We start from the raw sequence: 22,401 nt of genomic DNA on the forward strand, positions 1-22,401 counted from the left end.
AGCGAGAAGCCTACTGACCGCCGGAGAGGAACTTTCTCGCCCACGGAATAGCCGCTTTCCCTTCCGGAACTTCAGCCCCTCCCGCTCGGAGCACATTTGCACAGTACGTCAGGCAACTATTCCCCAACGGGTGATACGGACCCCAGCTCCCCTGAGTGTTTTTCTGAAATTCCAAGGCAGCCTTAGCGTTCGGAAGGTCGATGTCTCGACTCATAATGCTCGGAGGGCCAGAATACGGCGAGACGACAGCTTCTCCGTCATGAGGCATCAGGTGAGTGTGCGTCACTGTTTCACCATCCGTCACCTCAACACTGAAGTGATTCCCGTCGCCGTGATAGTGCAGCGTTGCGACGCCTTCATTGCAATTGTGTACCAGTACCGGCGTGGCCCCGGCGAGTACATAGTACGTGTGCGTGGTTTTGACCGTCAGGTCGTGAGTGAGGTGCGGGTGGTGCCAGGTCTTGACGGCTGTGACGCTTACGGCTGCGCCGGTGCTGGTGCGGAGGAGCATGCCGGTCTTGATGTGGCCGGCGTCGACCCATGTCTTCAGGGATGTGATCCAGAAGGGGTGGGTGACTGTCGCGACGATCTTTGACGACTTGCCCTTGTTGCGGATGGTGAGGGTGGCGAAGTCTTTGTCGTGCTTGGTGGTGATGAGCTTGTCGACGGTCTGGGGCTGGCTCTTGCCGGTGACGGGGTCGGTGGCCAGGACCTTGTCGCCTGCCTTGACGTCGGCGATCTTCTTCTTGCCCCCGTCGGCCATCAGGACCTTGGTCGCGGGCAGGAAGCTGTGGTTGCAGGCGCTGGCGCCGCTCTTCGGCGCCGCGGTCTTCGCGCGTCCGCTACTGCGGGCGGCGCCGGCGGTCGCCGTGCTTTCGGCTGCGCTTGCGGCTTCCTGTGCTCCTGATCGTGTTGCGGCCTTCGACGCCGCTACTGTTTCAGCGCCTTCCGCGACAGCCCCCGCTCCTGCCCCGGCGATGCCTGCCGCCCCGGCGATGACCGCGCCGCCCTCGCTGGCCACTCCGACGGATGCGCCCACCGCGGCTGCTCCGAGGCTGCCTGCTTCGGCGCCTGCGGTGAATCCTTCGGCCCCGGCCACGATGACGGCTCCGCAGCCTCCGGCTGTGGCTGTGACGCAGGCGACGACTCCGACGACCACGGCGGTGGCTACGACGGTGGCGATCACGGGGTGTTGTTTGACCAGGTTGTAGCCCTTGTGTACGACATTGTGGAAGTGGCAGGACCAGCCACAGTGGTGGTGACCGCCGCCGCCACCGCCACCGCCTCCGCCACCACCGCCGCTGCTGGGGGTGGCACTGGGGTCCGGGTTGGTGTTGCCGTACGCCGGGTCGGGTTCCTGGGAGCCCTTCTTGCCGCCGTCGTCGGGTGTGCAGTGTCCGTTGCCGGGGTCGATGCACAGGCCGGCCGGGTCGCTGTTCGTGACGGGGTTGTTGCCGGCGTAGGTGTAGCCGTCGATCTGCTCGGGGTCCGTCAGCTCCAGGACGGGGTCGACGGAGACGAAGCGGCCGGTCGTGGGGTCGTACTCTCGCGCTCCCAGGTGCGTGAGGCCTGTGGTGGTGTCCACGACTCCGTTGACGAATCCCTTGTCGCCCAGCCATGCGGCGGCGTCGGGCTGGGTGCCGCGTGTGTTGCCGAAGGGGTCGAGGCGGCGGCGGGTGGCGGTCTGTGTGGTGGCGTCGACGGCGGTTTCGGCGGTGTTGTGCGGGTCTGTGACCTGCCATTGGAGGCTGCCGGAGCTGGTGCGGACGGCGATGGTCTGGCCGGCCCAGGTGTAGTAGCGGGTGCCGGTGGTCGTGTTGGTGCCCTTGGCGAGATGGACTTCGGTGTCACCGATGTAGAGGGTGGTGCCGTTGTCGTCGCGGCTGAGCAGCCGGTTGCCGTCGGCGTCGTAGAGGTAGGAGGCGGAGGTGCCGTCGGCGTTGGTCACCTTGGCCAGGTGGCCCTCGTCGTCCCAGTCGAGTGCCTGCTTCTTGCCGTTGAGGGTGCGGGTGATCGTGTTGCCGGAGGCGTCGTAGGAGTAGGAGTTGCTGGTGCTGGTGGTGCCTGTGGTGCTGGTCGACGACGTCAGCGTGTGGGGCTGGTCGGTGTTTTTCGCCGGGTAGTCGTAGGTCGTGGTGGTGTCGTTGCTGCCCGTCGTCGTCGCGTGATCGGTCCGGGCTGTGCGGTTGCCGAGGCCGTCGTAGGCGAAGCTCTGCCAGTAGGGTGCCGGGCCGCCGAGGACGGCGGTGGTGGGGTCGGCGGAGCAGCCGTCGGTGGCGGACCAGGCCTGGGTGAGGCGGTCGTGGCCGTCGTAGCGGTAGCACTGGACGTCGTCGGTGCCGTCGGCGTGTGTGGCCGTCTTGGTGGGATTGCCGGCGTCGTCGTAGTCGTAGGAGGTGTCCTGGACGGGTGCGGTGTGTGTGTCGTCGGTGACGAGTTCGCGCTTGAGGCGGCGGGTGCCGTCTTCATAGGTGTTGGTGACCTGCAGCCACTTGGCGCTGTTCGCGGAGGAGACGCCGAGGGTGATCTGCCCTATGTCGCCGAGCTTGGTGTAGCTGGTCTTCTGTACGTAGCCGGTGGCACCGTCGAGGGTGGTCGGCATGCCGATGTCGTTGTACCCGTACTCCAGGGATTCGGCAGGCAGTCCGCCGGCCGCCGGGTCGGAGGTGACCTGGACGGTGCCGTCGAGGTTGTAGCCGACGGTCGAGGTGTAGCTGCCGGCCAGTGCTTCCTCACCGGTGACGGAGGGGATCGTGACGCGGGACAGGGTCGGCCGGTACAGGCTGTCGTAGGCGCCGACCTGGCTGATGTATGCCTTGCCGGCGGAGTCTCCCACGTAGCGGATGGAGGAGGTGGGCTGCCCCTTGGCTATGGAGTCGTAGGTCCACTTGGCCAGTTGGTGGGCGGCGTCCTTGGTGGTGCCGTCGTACATGTCCGTCTTGCGGCCGAGGACGTCGTACGTGTAGCTGAGGGTCTTCTCGTCGGCGGTACCGACGGCAGTGGTGCTGGAGACGGCCTGGTCGAGCTCGTTGTACGCCGTGGTGGTCTTGCCGGCGTCGGGGTCGGTGGTGCTGACCTGGCGGCCCATCAGGTCGTACGTGTAGGTCCAGGTGTTGCCGTCGTTGTCGTTGACCTGCTGGAGGCGGCTCTTGGCGTCGTAGTGGTACTTGATGGACGTGTAGGAGCCGGACGGGGTACCGCTGTCGTACTGGCGCGTCTCCGTGGTGCGGCCCAGGGTGTCGGTCAGGGTCGTGGTGGCGATGCCGCCCTTGGGCGGCGTGACGCTGGTCCGGTCGCCTTGGTAGGCGGTGGAGGTGGTCCACCGCTTCACGCCGCCCGCGTAGAAGTCGGTCCTGACGGCGCGGCCCGCCCCGTCGTAGCTGGTACGGGTCTGGGAGGGAACCGCCGAGGTGATGGCGACGAGGGTGCCGGTGGGCGAGGTGGCGTCCGTGTAGTCGGTGTTGGACTGGACGGCCAGGCCCCGGCTGTCGTATTTGGTCTCGGCGATGACGCGTCCGCCGTCCGGGGAGGGGGTCTGCGTCTGGCGTGGTCTGAGCAGCGCGTCGTAGAGGGCGTAGGTGGTGTCGTAGGTGCTGCCGTCGTTGTTCAGCTTGCCCGTCGAGACCACGGAGGCGGATGTCTTCGAGGTGGTGTAGGCGTAGGTGAGGCTTGGGGACTGGTTGGCGGCTTTGGAGCGGTTGGCCAGCCACAGTTTGGTGACCCGGCCGAGGCCGTCGTAGGCGTAGTCGGTGCGCTTGTTGTTGGGGTCGACGACTGAGGTGGCCGTGCCGCGGCCGGGGTCGAAGGTGGTGGTGGTGGCGTAGCCCTTGGCGTCGGTGGTGATCGTGCTGGTCAGCGGGCCGCCGGTGGGCGGGTTGTACGTGGTGGTGCTGACGCTCGCCGAGTTGGTGTCCTTGACGGAGTCGACGCGGCCTTGGGCGTCGTAGTGGCTGGTGGAGACGGTCTGGTAGACGGGGCTGCCGTTGCTGTAGGAGGTCAGCCGCTGCGTGGAGGTCTCGTCGCCGCGGGTGGGGGCGGCACCGTAGGCCTGACTGTCGTAGAGGGTGCGGACGTCGGAGACGACATCGTCAGGGCGGCTGGGTGCGGCGTCGCAGGCGACGTCGACGGTCTCGACCCGGACGGGGGCGGCCATCAGCCAGTCGGTGGTGTTGTCGGCGAGTGTGGTGCGGGTGCACTGCTCGTCGCCCTTGACGGCGGTGTCGCCCGCGTCGTCGACCATGGTGACCGCGCCGGTGGTGTCGTCGTAGGTCGTGGTGACGGCGGTGTCGCGGGTGCCGCCGGAGGCGAGGTCGGTGCGGGTGCGGACGGCCTGCGGGCGGGTGTAGGTGCTGGTGCGGGTGCCGTCGGTGCCTGTGGCGTGGATCCACTGGTCGGTGATGACACCGGACACCTCGGCGCTGCCGTTGTAGGTGATCGATTCGCGGACGTTCCCGGCGAGGGCGTCGGTGTCGGTGACCGTGGCGCCGGTGGAGTCGGTGATCTTGGCGGTCCGGGTGGTGCCGTCGGCCTGTTTGTCGCCGTCCATGCCGCGGAAGTACGTCGCGACGGTCTTCGTGCGGGTTGCCTGGGCGTTGCCCGTGGTCGTGGTGACGCTGCCGTAGCCGCGCCAGACGGACCAGGTCTTGCGCTTGGCCGGCGACGTGACGTTGTCACTGTCGTAGTGCCAGGCCGGGGAGCCGTTGTACGTGTAGTCGGTTTCCTTCAGCGGGGCTCCGCCGGCGGGATCGGACTCGGTGACCTGGGTGACGACGTACTTGTGGAACCAGTCCAGTTGCGGGTCGGGAGTGTAGGGCGGTTGCCAGTACGTCGGGAAGCACCGCATGGTGTCGGAATCGGGGCTGCTGGGCATGGTGGTGCCCGCGACACACTGCGGATCGGAGTAGTTGACGGTCAGGACCGAGCCGGTCTCGGAGGTGATGGTTCTGACGCGCCACTTGACCAGGGCGGCGATGTCGTCGTGTGCGGTGTCCACTCGGTTGAACAGCTGGATGCCGGCGAAGGTGACGGCCGACATGGGCGTGGTCGCGCCGTCCTTGCCGGTACGGGTGATGGACTTCAGCCACAGGCCCGCGGAGGTACCGTCCCCGGGATCGGGGAAGTCCTGGTCGAGCGCCCAGCTGTCGATGTCCCGGTAGGCGGGGGTGGACAGGCCGGCGTCCCAGACGCTGGTGGTCACTCCGGCGAGACGTATCTCGGAGAAGAAGGTCGGGCCGGTCGACTTGCACGTCTTGCCGGAGTCGCAGACCTGGTCGAAGGGCACATCGGGCCAGTGCGATGCCGTGCTGGAGGTGAGCGAGGAGCACGTCTCGGTGGTGGTGACCACACAGCGTGGGGCGGTGGTGAAGGTGACCTTTTGGGGTGCGGCGCCGAAGACGGTGGAAGCGGTGATGCCGTAGTCGATCCGCTTCAGGTAGCCGCCTCGGTCGTAGGCGGTGCCGTTGACGGTGGTGACGCCGTTCTTGGCGTAGTAGTTGGTGTCCTTGCTGTACCAGTACGACATCGCGTTGCCGTGCGGGTCGACGACGTAGTCGAGGTTCCAGCGCCAGGCCTGGGTGAGGGCGCGGCCGGAGAAGGAGGTCGCCTTGTCGTAGCCGGGCTCGCCTGAGTCGTCGCCGAAGACCGGGACGGTCCAGGTCGAGTTGGTCTCGGCGGCGCCGGTGGTCCAGCCGGGCAGGTGGTTCTTGCCGAAGACGTACTGGGTGCCGTCCGGGGTGGTGACGGTCCAGTACTCGCCGTCGTTGTCGCCGTTCACCGCGCCGGTGGACCGCACGACTCGCTCGCCGTCATCGCTCTTGGGGTGCCAGGTGCCCGTCTTGCTGTCCTTGATCAGCGGGCTGGATTTGCCGCCGAGGACCAGGGTGGCGTTGTCGTTCGCCCAGCACTCGTCGTTCTTGTCCTTCTGGCCGTCGTCGTCGCAGGAGTCGTAGGAGCGCTCGATGTAAGAGGTGGAGAGGTCGAATCCCTCACCGACCCACGAGGGCTGGTTGTTGGTGGAGGGCAGCCGCCCGTCGACGCTCTGCGAGTCGTAGGTGATCGCCAGGTTCGGGGCGGGACCGCCGTTGGAGGGAGGAACGGTGAGCGGGTAGGACCAGGTGAAGTCACCGCTGGAGCCGCCCGCGTTCCAGGCCGCCGACGGATTGAGAGAGGTCGCCTGGTAGGAGCCGGCACCGGACTTCGCGGTGGCGGTGGTCGCGGCGAGCGCGGTCACCCCCACGGGACTGAGTGCTGCCGTGGTGGTCAGCGTGTGATGCACGACGTCGTTGGTGGTGGGAACCGGCTTGGTGGCCTGGCACTTCTTCACGGCCGGGGTGGTGAGCGCGCAGGCAGGGAGGGTGACCAGGGTGAGCCGGGAGGCGTAGTCACCGCCGTAGGCGTTCGCGAAGCTGGAGTAGTCCAGTGTCAGCCGTGTCTTACCCGCGGCCTTGCGGCCGTCGGCGCGGGCCACGGACAGTACGGTGCCATTGATGCCGAGGGCCGTCGCGGTGCGGTGGTCGGCCACCTTCACCGCCACCTTGGCCGGGGCAGCGCCGCCGGTCGGTGCGCTCAGCGTGACCGGCAGTTCGCCTACCCGCGTGGTGGCGGCACGGACTCCGTGTGGCGCCACGGACACGGTGGTGGTGGATACCTCGGGCCATGTGATGGGTTTCGCCAGTTTCGCGGTGGTACGGGCGGCGGCGTCCTTGGCCGGGTCCTTGCGGGCAGGGGTTTGCGTCTTGACCGGCACGGCGGTGCCGTTGTCAACGTCCGGCGCACCCACCGTGTGATGTCCGTGCCGCTGGGTGGCCCACACCGCCGGCGCCGCACCGAGCCCGGTGGCTACCAGGGCGCCCGTAGTGACGGCGACGACCCACAGACGTGTCCGTCGTAGCCCATCCATGACTGGTCTCCTGAAGGTGTGGGGTGAAGGGGGCCGCTGACGGTGTGGCGCGCCCGGCGTGCCGGCGGGCTGATGTCACAGCGGGATGGGCACTTCGTTGAGGTACATCTGGTCGATGGCCATGTCGGACAGCACTCCGGTCCACACCCGCACGTCGTCCACGAGGCCACGCGCATAGTCGCCGTAGTCGCCCTTGATGGTGCGCCCGCGACCGATACTGAAGGCGCCGGTGGCCTGCCAGGGGATGCCGAGGGTGCGCCCCGAGTCAGTGCTGGGATCGGAGTCGGTGTCGTGCAAGGCGCTCTGGCGGACGCCGTTGACGTAGAGGAGCATCTGGTTGTGGGCGCTGTCGTCCACGCCGGTCAGGAGGGTCCAGGCACCGGGGTCGACCAGTTGAGCAGCTGATATATCGGCGGGAACCTGGATGACCGGGCCTCCGTCGAACATGGCCCGGCCGAACACCCACATTCCCTGGGTGGATCCCGCGGCCTGGTCGTACCACAGCCCCCACGCGTCGCGTGCGCTGCCGGACTGAGTGGCGATCTTCATGTGGTGGGGCACGGACGTGTCGGCCAGGGCGGCCGCGTCGAGCTTTACCCATGCCGACAGGGTGAACTCACCCTGAGAGTCCACAATCGGACCGGCGGCCGTGGCGTTGGCCGTCGACGTCCCGTCCAGAGACAGGACGTTGCCCTTGCCGCCGTCGGTGTCGGTGGTCCAGGTGCCGCCCGCCGTCACGGCAGCGGTGTGGGCGTATCCGGAGGAGTCCGAGGCGCTGGTGCCGGAGGTTTCCTCCATCGTCCAGTCGGCGGCCAGAGCCGGGCGTGCCTGTCCGGTGCTCGGGTCGGTCATCGCCTGGAGGTCAGCGATCTCCTGGGAGGAGAGGATGCGGTTCCAGGCCGTCACCTCGTCGACCTGGCCGGAAAGGTACTCGGTGAAGGCGCCGCCTGACAGGACGCGGCCGATCTGCACGCCGCCTGTGGCAGCCCAGGGAGTGGTGAAAGAGACGGGATCGCCCTGCGGCAGGCCATTGACGAACAGTTGGATGGTATGGAATTGCGCGTCGTAGACCCCCATCAGATGCGTCCAGACACCCGCAACCGGGGTGGCCGTCGAAACCGACCGGACGACCGTCGGCGAGACGACGTCCGAGGCGTACCGGTTGAAGATCCACGCCTTGTAGGAGGCCGAGTAGTAGAGCGCGAAAGCGGATCCGTTGGATCCCGACTGGGCGACGACGACGGAGTTCTGGGAGGTGCTCGTCAGACGGGTCCAGGCAGCCACCGTGAAGCTTTTGGTGGTGTCGAGCGCGGAGGATTCCGTCGCCGCGTAGGCGGACGCCCCGTTGCCCTGCAGCGCCTTGCCGAGCCGGGCCTGGCCCGTCCAGGCAGCCGAGCCGTGCAGCGTGGCGTCCTTGCCTCCGATGGAGTCTCCCGCTGTGGAGCCTGTTCCTTCGTCCATCGACCACTGGTCGACGGGTCCGGCGCCGGGGGCGACCTTGAAGGAATAGGTGTAGCTGGCCGATTCGTTCCCCGCCGCGTCCCAGGTGTTGACCGTGAGCGTGTTCAGCCCGCGCACATCCGGGGCCATCGAAGGAGGTGTGTAGCTGGTGGCGGGGCTGGTGAACGTCTTGGTCTGCACCGGGTCGTCATTGAGCTGGAAGGTGTACTTGACGACGTCCGAGGCTCCGTTGGCCTTGAGCGTGAACGATCCCGGCACTCCCACGCCACCGTAGGCGGTGCAGTCATCGGGCGCGTCAGGGCTCGCGCACTCCGGATAGGCCGATGAGTCGACATCCGGCTGTACGGGACGTGTGGTGTCGACCTTGAACCAACACGCCGGAGACCAGTTCGAGTACATGTAGCCGGTCGTCCCGTTGAAGGAGTACCTGTACTCGCTTCGCGCGCGGTACCAGTAGGTCTGCCCGTTGGTCAGCGATGGAGCGGTCCACGTACCCGCCGTGCCCGATGTCGTGTACGCCGACGGGCTGCCGGAGCCGACCCGCGGATCGGTGGCATTCGGGTCGTACTTGTACACCTCGAAGTTGGGCCGCAGTGTCGACTGCGAACCGTCGGCGGACTGGGGTGCTGCGGCCAGTGTGGGAGTGGTGTCCCGGATCACGACCGCGCCGGCGTAAGTCGTGGAGCACGCCAGGCTCGGGGCCGACATCTTCACGTTGGAGGGAGCACTGGGCTTCGACACGAACGTCACAGACAGCGTCGGCTTGTAGTCGGAGGGTGAGCCGAACTGCTTCCAGGCGATCGCGTCGCTCTCGTCGCTGGCGCGCAGGCCGAGGGTCGTGGTCGAGGCGGACTGGCCGGCGGTGTAACTGACAGCGCCGGTCGCGTCGAAGGACACATTCCCGCCGGGGCACGACGAGGAGTAGCCCTTGGCCGCCGTCACCGTGTCCGCGCGTGCGGACCAGGACGGCTGGGCCGACCACGTCGTGGACGACGAGATCGGACCGGTGCGCCACAACTCCACCGGCTTGCCAGTGCAGTTCGCCGACCACACCTCCAGCGCTGTGAAGGTGGCCGAGAGGATCTTCTTGCCGCCCAGGGTGTGTGTGTCGAACTGGTAGAGCGAACGGGCCTTCTTGTTGTCCACCCACGCGTCATAGCCGACCCCGAGCGCGTGCGAGGTCTTCCAGAACGACGTCGACGGGGAACTCGTCCATACCGTCGTCCAGCCGGCCAGTGAGGCACTGGTCGTCTGAGGGTCCAAGACCACGGGGTAGACGGTGTCCGGATCGTCGAGGAAGGACCGGTCGGGCTTCAGCGTCAGCTCGTCGTCCGAGACCGTCACGTCCATCGCGGTCGTGTGAGCGCCGGGGACCGGACCATCGGTAGCGCCCCCGGTGAGGGCCGCGGTCCCGGCCTGCGTACGAGCAACACTGGACTTCTTGGCGGACGGAGCCTGAGGGGTGGCCGGCGTGGCGGAGTCGTACATCAGCGCCGTGCCGGTGGTGAACACGGGCCGGCCCTGAGTGTCCACGAACGCGGCTCCACCCGCAGTCGTATCGCGCGCCGTGACCCCGTCGACGGAAACAGGAAAACGGACACTCGCAAGGTCCGTGCTGTGCGCGGCGTCCCGCGACTTGACCACCTACGCACACCACCCCACCCCATGACCCCCACCTTGCATTCACAGGCTATTTACAAGCGGTGATCAAATCCCGGCCCTTCTCGTCCTGTCAATGGCTTCCCAGAGGCGCCAAGCAGCCAAATCGACTCAATAGGTCGCGTGGCTTTGACAAAAAAACGCAATAGCGTTGCACAAGAAGGACCCAGGAAAGGTAAAGGAATATTCAGGTGCTCCAGTCCGGGCAAGCCGCGAATGTGAGGAAAAGCCCACGAACTCAGCCCGCAGGCATGCTCGGAAGCAGCCGCGCTCCGAGCACCGAGCGGCCGATGGATCCACCTCTTCCCAGGCGACCCCAAGATGTGGAACTTCGCCGTAACGTGACCTACACGGAAGCCGCACACATAGCCAGGCGGAAGGTCACTAGCTCACCATCAAACGCAAATACATCGGACCGCTCACATCGGGCGCCGCCCACGATCCTCACCAAGCACTGCGTGGAATCACCGAAAAGAACCGGCTCTGCCGGCGTTTCGGATCCGGACAGCACAGCCGCCCGGGCCGGCCGGCCCGGGCGGCTGTGCTGGGACGGGGCTTTCTCGACGCAGAGCCCGCAGGCTCAGCGCAGCGCCCGCAGGGCCTTTTGCGCTCCCTTCGCGCCCAGTTTCACGAAGACCGGGGCCGTGCCCAGGGGGGTCGCGTAGGACGTCAGGGTTCGGTCGCCGTGGACGGTCCTGGCGTGGGCCACGTCGTACCAGGTGCCCGGGGGCAGGTGGACCGTGCGGGTGGGAGCGTCGGTGAGCTGGGGGGCCGCCAGGACCGCCGGGCCCAGCATCCACTCGTCGGTGATCGTGTAGGCGGCCTTGTCCTTCGGGAAGTCGAAGAACAGGGGGCGCATGATCGGGTCGCCGGTGCGCAGGGTCGCCTGGACCTGGTCCCAGATGTAGGGGGCGAGGCGGCCGTGGCGGGCGATCGCGGCGCGGTAGAGGTCGATGGTCTCCTGGTCGTAGACCACCTTCTTGCCGGTGGTGGGGTCGTTGGTGTCGACGGGTGACGTGGACGCGTACATCAGGGGCATCAGGGACGCCGACTGGGCCCAGCGGACCAGGACCTGCTTGCTGGGGGCCGGCTGGCCGAGGGAGCCGCCGATCATGTCGGTGGTGACGAAGGGGTAGCCGATGGTGGAGATGGCGAGGTTCTGGGAGACGGAGGCCCGCAGAGAGTTCCAGCCGGTGCCCTTGTCCTCCTGCCGGGTGACGAATCCGGCCTGGTGGGCGGTGCTGTCCCAGTGGACGCGGATGCCGACGCCCTGGAGGTCGTACTCGTCGGCGAGCTGGGCGCCGAGCCGCTGGTAGTCGGTGGGCTTGTAGCCCTCGTGCGGGGCGCACTTCTCGTCGATGAAGCGGGTGTCGAACTTCAGGCCGTCGATGCCGTAGGTGCTCATGAGGGACTTCAGGCGCCCCTCGTACCAGGCCTTGGCGTCCGGGTCGGCGAGGTCGACGATGCCCGCGGTGCCGTTCCACCAGGTGACCGTGCAGGGCTTGGCGGTGTCGGCGGCGGACTTGAGCAGGTAGCCGTGGTCGGCGGCGTACTGGTACTGGTCGGAGTCGAGGTTGATCCAGAGGGTGACCCAGAGGCCGAAGTCGAAGCCGAGGTCGTGGATCTTCTTCGACATGGCCTTGGGGTCCGGGTAGGCCTTCGCGTCGAAGGTCATGTTCCCGTAGTTCGACTCCCACTTGTCGTCGAGCTGGAGCGTGTGGCCCCTGACGCCGTTGTCGTGCAGGTCCTGGGCGTAGTCGAGGAGTTTCGCCTGGTCCACGTGGGTGTAGAACTGCGCCCAGGAGTTCCAGACGGGCTCGGCGTACTGCCGGTAGGTGGCGTCGCTCTTCGCCGGCTTGCCGACGATGCCGATGTAGTCGCGGTAGACGTCCAGCGGCGTCGACTCGACGAAGACGGTCGCCTTGTAGGGGTCGGCGGACTCGACGTCGAAGCGGCCGAGGCCGTCCTTGTTCTGGTTGATGGCCACGTCCATGACGTGGCCGGTGTCCACACGCAGACCGGTCGCGCGCGAGGTGTACCAGAAGGGGTCGACCATGTAGTACGACGCCGGGCCGAAGGCCGAGTGGACCACCTGGCCGCTGTCCAGGGGCCAGGGCTGGTCGGTGCCAGGGCCGCCCGCGGGGGTCTGGGCCTCGCCGTGGCCGTACCAGTGGCCGGCGGAGGAGAGGTCGTAGGCGATGCCGAGGCGGTCGGGGGCGGCCTGGCCGGTGACCTGCCAGTCGAGTTGGTAGCGGTCGGCGGCCGGCGTGAGGCGGGCCCGGACGGTGGCGCCGGGTGCCGTCGTCGCCGCGGTGAGGGTGAGGGTGCCGTCCCGCCAGGACCAGTCGGTCACGCGGGTGGCGTGCTGCCAGGTCCCGCCGGTGCGGAAGCGCAGGGCGCCCGTGTCGGCGGGGGCCGAGGCCAGAACGGTGGTGCCGGAGCGGCGGGTGGTGAAGGAGAGTTGAGCGGTCGTCACCTGGAGGCGGTAGCCGGGGGACGTGCGGCTCGGCGGGACGGTCAGGGTCACCTCGTTGGGGGAAGAGGTGAGCCGGGGCGCGTGGGGGGCGGGAGCGGGGGCGGCCTGGGCCTGATCCTGCGCGGTCAGTCCGACGGGGAGGGCGAGGGCCAGGGCTAGGGCGGCGAGGAGCACTCTGGGTCTGCGGGATGGTCTGCGCACGACGCTTGTCCTTCGACGGAGGGTCAGGCGGGAGCCATGGGTCAGGAAGTGCGGTGCCCGTGCAAAATAATGCTTGATCCTGCCGATAATTGAGCAGCAAACGTCATCTGTCTGTCAATGGCGTGTCCGGACACCCCGGATCGGGAGTGTCCCGGGGGCCGGGAGTGTCCCGAGGGCGGAAGAGTCTCAGGGGCGGGAGTGTTCCAGGTCGGGAGTGTCCCGGGGCGGGAGTGTCCCGGGCAGGGCGGCGTCCGTCAGGCGGACCTGCCGAAGCCGATGGTGGGTACGGCCCTGCGCCTGGGCCACGGCTCGACGCACGCCTCCGGGACCAGCCGTTCCAGGAAGGCGTACCGCCGCAGGGCCGCCGGGTCCTGGCCGGCCACCGACTGGACCCGGCGCCACCACGCGGCGATCTCCGACCAGCCCGGTGCCGACAGGGAGCCGCCGAACTCCTGCACCGAGAGCGCGGCGGTGAGGCCGGCGAAGGCGAGCCGGTCGGCCAGCGGCCACCCGGCCAGGCTGCCGGTCACGAACCCGGCCACGAACACGTCGCCCGCGCCCGTCGGGTCCAGGGCCTCGACCGCGATGGCGGGCACCTCGGCGCTCTCCCCCGTGCGCCGGTCGACCGCGTAGGCGCCCTCCGCCCCGAGGGTGACCACCGCGACCGGCACGAACTCGGTCAGCCGTTGCGCCGCGGTGCGCGGGCAGTCGGTGCGCGTGTAGCGCATCGCCTCCTCGGCGTTGGGCAGGAACGCCTCGCAGTGCTCCAGGTCGGCGAGTCCCGCCAGGTCCCAGGCGCCGGTGTCGTCCCAGCCGACGTCCCCGAAGACGCGGGTCCCCTTGCGGGCGGCCTCCGCGATCCAGGGCGCCCGCCTGCCGGGGGTCAGGGAGGCGACGGCGGCCCGCGCGGGTGGCAGGCAGACGGGGCCGCCCTCCTGGAGCAGTACGTCCTCCGGCGGCGGCTCGTGGCCGTGCGAGACCATCGTGCGCTCGCCCTCGTACGCCATGGAGACGGTGACCGGGGAGTGCCAGCCGGGGACCGTGCGGGACGGCGAGAGGTCGATGCCCTCGCCCTGTTCCAGGGCGTCCCAGCAGTACTCCCCGTAGTGGTCGTCACCGAAGGCCGCCGCGAGGGAGGTACGCAGGCCGAGGCGGGCGAGGGCGGTCGCCATGTTGGCCACACCGCCGGGGCTCGACCCCATCCCGCGCGCCCAGGACTCCGTGCCGCGCACCGGGGCGGAGCCGAGGCCGGTGAAGATGATGTCGAGGAAGACCGTTCCGGTGAGGTAGACGTCCCAGGGCGGGTCGTGCACGGTGCGCAGGGCGGCCAGCGGGTCGACCTGCGGGGCGGCGTGGGCGTGCGGCGCCCCGACGACGTACTCCCGGTCGCGGGGGTACTCGCGGTCCTCGGGGGACTCCTGCCCCCTCCGGTACTCCTGCCCCCTCGGGCACTCGTGCTCCCTCGGGTACTCCTGCCCCTTCGGATACTCCGGTCCTTCTCCGGCGGGCGTGCTGGACGCGGTCACGGTGCGCTCCCCTGGCATGGTGCGGATCAGGCCAGTGTGCACCACTTCGCCCACCCGGCGGGGCGGTCGCGCCAGGTGCGGCGGCACCTCGGGAAGTCCGCGCCCCTCACCAGCGGGGCACCGCCGGGGTCGTCCACTGCGGGTCCGTGATCCGCATGGCCGCCGCGTCGTCACGGTCCCGCAGTGAGCCGTCGTCCGCCAGCCACCGCCGGTGCAGGAACGCCAGCTTCTCCCGGTCGAGTTCGACACCGAGTCCGGGCCCCTCCGGTACGGCGACGCGACCGCCGGTGAAGGTGAGCCGCTCGGTGAGGACGTCCTCCGCCTGCCAGGGGTAGTGGGTGTCGCAGGCGTGGTGGAGGTCCGGGACGGTCGCGGCGACGTGGGTCATCGCGGCGAGGCTGATGCCCAGGTGGGTGTTGGAGTGCATGGACACTCCCACCCCGAAGGCGCGGCAGACGGCGGCGAGTTGCCCGGTGTTGCGCAGTCCGCCCCAGTAGTGGTGGTCGCAGAGCACGACCTGCACGGCGTCCTTCGTGAACGCCTCCCGTATCTCGGCGAACGTCGTCACGCACATGTTGGTGGCCAGCGGCACCCCCGTCCGCCGGGCGACCTCGGCCATGGCGGGCGTGCCGAGCGCGGGGTCCTCCAGGTACTCCAGGACGTCCCCCAGCTCCCGCGCCACCCTCAGCGAGGTGGCGACGGACCAGGCGCCGTTGGGGTCGAGCCGCAGCGGGCGGCCGGGGAACGCGTCGGCCAGCGCGCGCACGGCGGCGATCTCCTCGTCCGGCGGGAACACGCCGCCCTTCAGCTTGAAGGACGTGAACCCGTACCGCTCCTCGAACCGCCGGGCCTGCGCGACGACTCCGGCCGGGTCGACGGCGGCGCCCCAGTCGTCCTGCTCGCAGGGCACGCCCGCCGGATGCGCGGCCCACCTGTAGAAGAGGTACGCGCTGTACTCGACGCTGTCGCGCACCTTGCCGCCGAGCAGTGCGTGCACGGGCAGCCCGAGCGCCTTGCCGAGCGCGTCCAGGCAGGCGACCTCGAAGCCGGAGACGACGGACAGGCGCAGTTTGTCTGCGGTCTGCACGCCGCGCAGTCCGCCGACGTCCACGGCGTCCTCGATACGGGAGGCGTCGACGGCGACCTCGTCCGCGAGCGTGAACAGGCCGTTGAGGTCACTGAGCTGACGCCCCTCCAGGCGCTCGGCGAACGGCCTGGCCAGCTCCAGGTACTTGGTGTCGCCGTACGTCTCCCCCACCCCTGTCGTCCCGTCGGCCGTGACGACCTCCACGACCAGCCGGGGCGTGTACGGCTGGTGCACGCCCTGGGTGTTCAGCAGGGGCGGGTCGGCGACCAGGATCGGCGTCAGGCGCACCTCGGCGATGGTGAGGTCGAGCAGGGTCCTCCGGCCGGCGACACTCACGCGCTTGTCTCCCTCTGTAGACGTCATCCACGTATGGAGATGGAGATTAGATAGCTGAAAGGAGGCCGTCAATGGGCGGGGCATGCGCCCACCGCCTCTTGCTCCCCCGGCCCGGTCTACGATCGGCGCATGTCGGAGACCGGGGGCGCCGCGGGCGGCGTGCGCGAGGTGAAGTCGGCGGCGCGGACGGTCGAACTGCTCGAACTGCTCGCCGCGCGCGGCGACCGCCCCGCCCGCTTGCAGGAGCTGGCCGACGCGCTGGGCGCGCCGCGCAGCTCCATGTACGCCCTGCTCCAGACCCTCGTCTCCCGCGGCTGGGTGCGCACGGACGTCACCGGCTCGCTCTACGGCATCGGCATCCACGCCCTGCTCACCGGCACGGGCTACCTGGACTCCGACCCCCGGGTCGGGCTGGTGAGACCGTACCTGGACGAGGCGTCCGAGGCGCTGGGCGAGACGATCCACCTGGGGCGGCTGGACGGGCGGGACGTGGCGTACCTGGCGACGCGGGAGTCGCACGAGTACCTGAGGACGATCAGCAGGGTGGGGCGGCGGCTGCCCGCGCACGCGGGCGCGCTCGGCAAGGCGCTGCTCGCCGAGCGCGCCGACGCCGACCTTCCCGACGGCCCGTACGAGGCGCTGACCGCGCACACCCGCACGGGCCGGGACGCCCTGGCGGCCGACCTGGCGCGGGTGCGGGAACGCGGCTACTCGGTCGACCGGGAGGAGAGCGTCCCCGGCATCGCCGGCTTCGGCTTCGCCCTGCGCTACGACACCCCGGCGCTGGACGCGATCAGCTGCTCGGTGCCGGTGGCCCGGCTCACCCCGGCCCACGAGGAGCGGATCGTCACGGTGATGCGCGGGATCAGGGCCGGGATCGAGGCCGCCGCCCCCGGCGCGGGCGGCGCGCCGCACTGGCGCTGAGCACACCGCCCTGGGGGTCTACGGGCCCGCGGTTGCGCGAAAGGAGCCTCCGGTTCCGCGGAAGGAGCCTCCGGTCCCACGGAAGGAGGGGCCTACGGGAACTCGTACGCCTCCACCTCGGCGAGGTAGCGACGGCGCCGCTCCTCGTCGTCCTCCAGGAAGGAGGCGAGGAAGGAGTTGCGGGCCAGTTCGCGCAGCCGGTCCTCGCTCAGGGCGAGCGCGCGGTGGACGGCGTCGAAGTTGTCGCCGGCGTAGCCGCCGAAGTAGGCCGGGTCGTCGGAGTTGACCGTGCACAGCAGGCCCGCGTCCAGCATGGCGGGCAGCGGGTGGTCGGCGAGGGTGTCGACGGTGCGCAGCCGGACGTTGGAGAGCGGGCACAGGGTCAGCGGGATCCGGTCGCGGACCAGGCGGGCGACCAGCGCGGGGTCCTCCATGCAGCGCAGGCCGTGGTCGACGCGCTCCACGCCGAGCACGTCCAGGGCCTCGGTGATGTACTCCGGCGGGCCCTCCTCCCCCGCGTGCGCCACGCGCCGCAGCCCGAGTGCGGCGGCCGTCTCGTACACCTCGCGGAACTTGGCCGGCGGGTGCCCGACCTCGGCCGAGTCGAGCCCGACGCCGGCGATCCGGTCCAGGTACGGCCGGGCGGCCTGAAGGGTCTTCAGGGCCGACTCGGCGGACTCGTCGCGCAGGAAGCACAGGATCAGCCGGGTGGAGACGCCGTGCTTCTCCTCGCTGCGGCCGAGCGACCGCCACAGTCCCTCGACGACGGTGTCCATGCTGACGCCCCGCGCGAGGTGGGCCTGCGGGTCGAAGAAGATCTCCGCGTGCCGCACGCCCTGCGCGGCGGCCCGCGCGAGGTAGGCGTCGGCGAGGTCCGCGAAGTCCCGTTCGGTGCGCAGGACGGCCATCAGCTCGTAGTACAGGTTCAGGAAGGACTGGAGGTCCTTGAACCGGTAGGCCTCGCGGAGCGCGTCGGTGTCCTCGTACGGGAGTTCCACACCGTTGCGCGCGGCCAGCTCGAAGGCCAGCTCGGGTTCGAGGGTGCCTTCGATATGGAGGTGCAGTTCAGCTTTGGGCAGGGGCATCGAAGAATCCTACGGCTCTTTCACCGGCGTTTCGGGACCGGCACCCGCAGCAGGTCGTGGGCCACGGTCAGTTCGCCCTCGAACCCGGCCGCCCGCGCCTGCCGTTCGAACTCCTCGGGGTCGGTGTAGCGCTGGCTGAAGTGGGTGAGGACGAGGTGCCGTACGCCCGCGTCCCGGGCCGCCCGGGCGGCCTGGGCGGCGGTCAGGTGACCGTGCTCGACGGCGAGCGGCTCGTCCTCGTCGAGGAACGTCGACTCGATGACCAGCAGGTCGCAGCCGTCCGCGAGCGCGTGCACGCCCTCGCAGAGCCGGGTGTCCATGACGAACGCGAACCGCTGCCCGCGCCGCACCTCGCTCACCGCCTCCAGCGGCACCCCGCCGAGGGACCCCTCGCGCTGGATGCGGCCCACGTCCGGGCCGGTGATCCCGTGCGCGGCGAGCCGGTCGGGCAGCATGCGGCGGCCGTCGGGTTCGGTGAGCCGGTAGCCGTAGGACTCGACGGGGTGGGAGAGGCGGCGGGCTTCCAGGGTGTACGCCGGGGTCGCGGCGAGGGGGCCGTCGGCGTCGGCGGGGGCCTCGGTGAGGGCGACCGTCTCGCGGTAGGCGGTGGCGTACCGCAGGCGGTCGAAGAAACGCTTGCCGGAGCGCGGGTAGTGCGCGGTGATCTCGTGCGGGACCTGGTCGAGGTTGATCCGCTGGATCACTCCGGCCAGGCCGAGGGAGTGGTCGCCGTGGAAATGGGTGACGCAGATCCGGTTCAGGTCGTGCGCGGCGACCCCGGCGCGCAGCATCTGCCGCTGGGTGCCCTCGCCGGGGTCGAACAGGATGCCTTCGCCGTCCCAGCGCAGCAGGTAGCCGTTGTGGTTGCGGTGCCGGGTCGGGACCTGGCTCGCGGTGCCGAGGACGACGAGTTCACGGACGGACACGGGACCCTACCCGGGGGGCCACTGCAGGCCGCGGCCGCCGAGGAGGTGCGCGTGGGCGTGCCAGACGGTCTGGCCCGCGCCGGCGCCCGTGTTGAAGACGGTGCGGTAGCTCTCCAGCTTCTCCTCCTCGGCGACGGCCTGGGTCTCGCGCAGGACGTCGGCGGCGAGCTGGGGGGCGCCTGCGGCGAGGGCGGCGGCGTCCTTGTAGTGCGCCTTGGGAATCACCAGGATGTGGGTGGGCGCCTGGGGGTTGATGTCGCGGAAGGCGACGGTCGTGTCCGTCTCGCGGACGAGCGTCGCGGGGACCTGACCCGCGACGATCTTGCAGAACAGGCAGTCGTCCTGGGGTTCCCCTGCCATGCGCGTGCGCTCCTTCGGGCCGGTGAGCTGGTACGGGGCATCGTAGTCGGTCGGCTGCGGGCCGGTGGGCGGCCGGCCCGCAGCCCCGGTCCTCAGACGGGAAGGTCCGGCGGCGTCTTGGCGGGTGTCGACTCCAGCGCCTCCAGGGCCAGCCTGATCGCCTCGTCGAGCTGGGGGTCGCGGCCCGCCGCGTGGTCCTGCGGGCGCTGGACGACCTCGACGTCCGGGTCCACGCCGTGGTTCTCCACGTCCCAGCCGTAACCCTCCAGCCAGAACGCGTACTTGGGCTGGGTGATCAGCGTGCCGTCGACCAGGCGGTAGCGGCTGTCGATGCCGATGACGCCGCCCCAGGTGCGGGTGCCGACGACCGGGCCGATGCCCAGCGCCTTGATCGCCGCGTTGACGATGTCGCCGTCCGAGCCGGAGAACTCGTTGGCGACGGCGACGACGGGACCGCGCGGCGCGTCCCGCGGGTAGCTCTCCGCCCGCATGCCGCGCGGCAGGTCCCAGCCGACGATCCGCCGGGCCAGCTTCTCCACCACGAGCTGCGAGGTGTGGCCGCCGCGGTTCTCCCGAACGTCCACGACCAGGCCTTCGCGAGCCACCTCGACGCGCAGGTCGCGGTGGATCTGGGCCCAGCCGGGCGCCTGCATGTCGGGCACGTGCAGGTAGCCCAGCCTGTCCCCGGACTTCTCGTGGACGTAGGCCCGGCGGTCGGTCACCCAGGCGTGGTAGCGCAGCGGTTCCTCGTCGGCGAGGGGAACCACGACCGCGTACCGCACGTCCCCGCCGCCGGCGGGCGAGATCGTCAGCTCCACGGGCTTGCCGGCCGTGCCGACCAGCAGCGGGCCGGGGCCGGTCACCGGGTCGACGGGCCGGCCGGCGACCGCGAGGACGGCGTCCCCGGGGCGGAGGGCGACGCCGGGCGCGGCGAGCGGGGAGCGGGCGTGCGGGTCCGAGGTCTCCGAGGGCAGGATGCGGTCGATGCGCCAGCTGCCGTCCTCGTGCCGGGAGAGGTCCGCGCCGAGCAGGCCCTGGCGGGCGCCGTCCCCGAAGGCGCCGAACGGGGTGATGTAGGCGTGCGAGGTGCCGAGTTCGCCGTGCACCTCCCACAGCAGGTCCACGAGGTCGTCGTGGGTGGCGAGGCGGTCCAGGACGGGCCGGTAGCGGTCGAGGACGCCGTCCCAGTCGACGCCGCTCATGTCGGCGCGCCAGAAGTTGTCCCGCATGATGCGGCCGGTCTCCTCGAACATCTGCCGCCACTCGGCGGCCGGGTCGACGTACTGGCGCACCCGGCCGAGGTCGACGGTGATGTTGGAGTCGCTGTCCTCGTCGCCGGAGGCGCGCCGGTCGCTGGGGACGACCCTGAGCTTGCCGTCGGACCACAGCAGGACGCGCTTGCCGTCGCCGCTGACCTCGAAGTGGTCGGCGTCGGCGGCCAGGTGCTCGATGCGCTGCTGGGCGAGGTCGTAGCGTTCCAGCTCGGTCTTCGGGTCGGGGTCCTCGGGTGTGGCGCGGGAGGCGCCCAGGACGCCGGTGACCGGGTGGCGCAGCCACAGCACGCCGTCGCGGGCGGCGCGCAGGTTGGAGTAGCGGGCGGCCTCGACCGGGAAGGGCACGATGCGGTCGGCGAGTCCTTCGAGGTCGATGCGGGTGGCCGGGGCGCCCTCGCTGTCCGGGGTCTCGTCCTTGTCGGCGGTCTCGAAGGGGCGGCCGTGGCGCTGCGGGCCGAACGGGGACGGTGTCGTCGCGGCCAGGGTGATCAGGTGCGGGCGGGAGCTCTCCACGAACGCCAGGTCGAAGACGTGCTCGTCGTAGACCGGGTCGAAGGAGCGGTGGGAGAGGAAGGCGAGGTGCTTGCCGTCCAGGGTGAACGCGGGCGCGTAGTCCTGGAAGCGCAGCGGGGTCGCCTCGGTGACCGACAGGTCGGTGGTGTGGGCCAGGCGGAGCTGGCTGAGCGGGCTCGGGCCCGGGTGGGACCAGGCGAGCCAGGCCGAGTCGGGCGAGAACGCGAGACCGGTGACGTCGCCGTTGTCGCTGCGGTCGACCTCGCGGACCTCGCCGCTCTCGCGCTCGACGAGCAGCAGCCGTCCGTCGTGGGCGGCGACGGCGGCACGGCTGCCGTCGGGCGACATGGCCAGTTCCAGGACCCGGCCGAGCTGCCCCGCGGCCAGCCGGCGCGGGGTGGCGCCGGGGGCGAGGCCGGTGGCGGGCGCGAACTCCAGGGCGTCGTCGCCCTCGGCGTCGGTCACCCACACCACCCACTCCTCGCCGTCGGCGCGGAAGGTGCGCGGCAGCCGGGTGCGGACGCCGGGTTCGGCGGCGAGCGCGCGGGCCGGGCCCGAGCGGTGGGTGACCCAGTGGACGGCGCCGCGCACGGCCACGGCGCTGCCGCGGGCGGTGTGGTCGGGGGCGGCGGAGCCGAACCAGCGGCCGGCGTCGACCGGGTACGGCTGGAGGTCCACGCGCGGCCCGCCGAGCCGGATGTCGAGGCGGCGCGGCTCGGCGCCGTCGAGGTCGTCCAGGAGCCAGAGTTCACCGGCGCTCGCGTACACGACCCGGGTGCCGTCGGTGGCGGCGTGCCGGGCGTAGAAGCCTCCCCCATGCGGGGTGTGGCGGCGCAGGTCGGAGCCGTCGGCGTGCGACGAGTACAGCGCGCCCGTGCCCTCGTGGTCGGAGAGGAACGCGATCCTGTCGCCCACCCACAGCGGGTACTCGATGTTGCCGTCCAGGTCGGCGTGGAGCCGGACGAACTCCCCCGTGCCCTCCGGGTCGATCCACAGCTTGCCCGCCGTGCCGCCCCGGTACCGCTTCCACCAGGCGGCCTCGCGGCCCATCGGCGCGGACAGCAGCACGGTGTGCGGCCCGTACGCGATGTCGCCGACCGGGCCGTAGGGCAGGGTGGTGGCCTCGGTGCCGTCGAGCGGGACGGCCCGGGCCCAGCTGCGGCGCAGGCTGGCCTGGCCCTGGGTGCTGATCGCGAGGACCTCGCCGCCGGGGGTCCAGCCCCGCACCTGGGTGCGCCAACTGCCCCAGTGGGTGAGGCGCTTGGCGGGGCCGCCGGCGACCGGCGCCGCGTGCACCTCGGGGGCGCCGTCGCGGGTGGAGGTCCAGGCGAGGGTGGTGCCGTCGGGCGAGATGCGCGGGTGGTTCACCGGCACGTTGTCGGCGCTGACCCGCCAGGCCCGGCCGCCGTCCAGCGGCGCGAGCCACACGTCGTCCTCGGCGGTGAAGGCGACCAACTCCCCGTGCAGGTGCGGAAACCGGAGGTACGCAGACGGTACGGTCGATGCAGACGATGCGGACTGAGTCACCCGATCACCCTACGCAGCGCCCGCGGTCACGGACAGGGGTCCGGATCACTTCGGGATCACTTCGCCGGCCCCGCGCCGCCCGCTTTCCCGGCGTGCCGGCCCTGCCGCCGCCGGAGCGGGCCGCGTGTCCCGAGCCGGTGCGTCAGAG

General features: G+C 70.4%; 10 protein-coding genes. 1 reads left to right on the top strand and 9 read right to left on the bottom strand.

Annotation, left to right across the window (positions count from 1 at the left end; all coding sequences use genetic code 11):
• Nucleotides 1-10: 10 nt before the first annotated feature.
• From AB0G56_RS26445 to AB0G56_RS26465, 5 genes are all read right to left on the bottom strand, one after another.
• Nucleotides 11-6,898 (bottom strand): polymorphic toxin-type HINT domain-containing protein, encoded by a 6,888-nt coding sequence (locus tag AB0G56_RS26445; RefSeq protein ID WP_360973429.1) that lies wholly within the window; start codon nt 6,896-6,898, stop codon nt 11-13.
• 75 nt (nt 6,899-6,973) lie between these two features.
• Nucleotides 6,974-9,892 (bottom strand): LamG-like jellyroll fold domain-containing protein, encoded by a 2,919-nt coding sequence (locus AB0G56_RS26450; RefSeq protein ID WP_360973431.1) that lies wholly within the window; start codon nt 9,890-9,892, stop codon nt 6,974-6,976.
• A 706-nt stretch (nt 9,893-10,598) separates the two neighbouring features.
• Entirely contained in the window at nt 10,599-12,545 is a 1,947-nt protein-coding gene (locus AB0G56_RS26455) for a glycoside hydrolase family 31 protein (protein WP_360973564.1), read from the bottom strand.
• Between the two features lie 404 nt (nt 12,546-12,949).
• Nucleotides 12,950-14,026, bottom strand: a complete 1,077-nt coding sequence (locus AB0G56_RS26460; RefSeq protein ID WP_360973566.1) for a PfkB family carbohydrate kinase — start codon at nt 14,024-14,026, stop codon at nt 12,950-12,952.
• 301 nt (nt 14,027-14,327) lie between these two features.
• The gene (locus AB0G56_RS26465; RefSeq protein WP_360973568.1) at nt 14,328-15,620 is read right to left on the bottom strand and encodes a glucarate dehydratase family protein; all 1,293 of its coding nucleotides are present in this window, start codon (nt 15,618-15,620) and stop codon (nt 14,328-14,330) included.
• A 153-nt stretch (nt 15,621-15,773) separates the two neighbouring features.
• Between AB0G56_RS26465 and AB0G56_RS26470 the strand changes: the two genes are divergently transcribed.
• The gene (locus AB0G56_RS26470) at nt 15,774-16,568 is read left to right on the top strand and encodes an IclR family transcriptional regulator (protein ID WP_360973433.1); all 795 of its coding nucleotides are present in this window, start codon (nt 15,774-15,776) and stop codon (nt 16,566-16,568) included.
• 92 nt (nt 16,569-16,660) lie between these two features.
• Here AB0G56_RS26470 and AB0G56_RS26475 read toward each other — a convergent pair whose 3' ends face one another.
• The 4 genes from AB0G56_RS26475 to AB0G56_RS26490 form a co-directional block, all read right to left on the bottom strand.
• Entirely contained in the window at nt 16,661-17,653 is a 993-nt protein-coding gene (locus tag AB0G56_RS26475) for an adenosine deaminase (protein ID WP_360973435.1), read from the bottom strand.
• Between the two features lie 20 nt (nt 17,654-17,673).
• Nucleotides 17,674-18,579: a ribonuclease Z gene (locus AB0G56_RS26480; RefSeq protein ID WP_360973437.1), complete on the bottom strand. Its 906-nt coding sequence runs from the start codon at nt 18,577-18,579 to the stop codon at nt 17,674-17,676.
• Nucleotides 18,580-18,585: 6 nt separating this feature from the next.
• Nucleotides 18,586-18,939, bottom strand: coding sequence for a histidine triad nucleotide-binding protein (locus tag AB0G56_RS26485; RefSeq protein ID WP_360973439.1), 354 nt, complete (start codon nt 18,937-18,939; stop codon nt 18,586-18,588).
• Between the two features lie 92 nt (nt 18,940-19,031).
• On the bottom strand, nt 19,032-22,181 hold the full coding sequence (locus AB0G56_RS26490; RefSeq protein ID WP_360973441.1) for a S41 family peptidase: 3,150 nt from the start codon (nt 22,179-22,181) through the stop codon (nt 19,032-19,034).
• Nucleotides 22,182-22,401 lie beyond the last annotated feature (220 nt).

This window comes from Streptomyces sp. NPDC021356 (assembly GCF_040641015.1).
Taxonomy (GTDB): Bacteria; Actinomycetota; Actinomycetes; order Streptomycetales; family Streptomycetaceae; genus Streptomyces.

Bases quoted from the DNA above. Each gene is read 5' to 3' on its own strand.
- AB0G56_RS26445 (WP_360973429.1), bottom strand. From the start codon at position 6,898: ATGGATGGGCTACGACGGACACGTCTGTGGGTCGTCGCCGTCACTACG.
- AB0G56_RS26470 (WP_360973433.1), top strand. From the start codon at position 15,774: ATGTCGGAGACCGGGGGCGCCGCGGGCGGCGTGCGCGAGGTGAAGTCG.
- AB0G56_RS26475 (WP_360973435.1), bottom strand. From the start codon at position 17,653: ATGCCCCTGCCCAAAGCTGAACTGCACCTCCATATCGAAGGCACCCTC.
- AB0G56_RS26485 (WP_360973439.1), bottom strand. From the start codon at position 18,939: ATGGCAGGGGAACCCCAGGACGACTGCCTGTTCTGCAAGATCGTCGCG.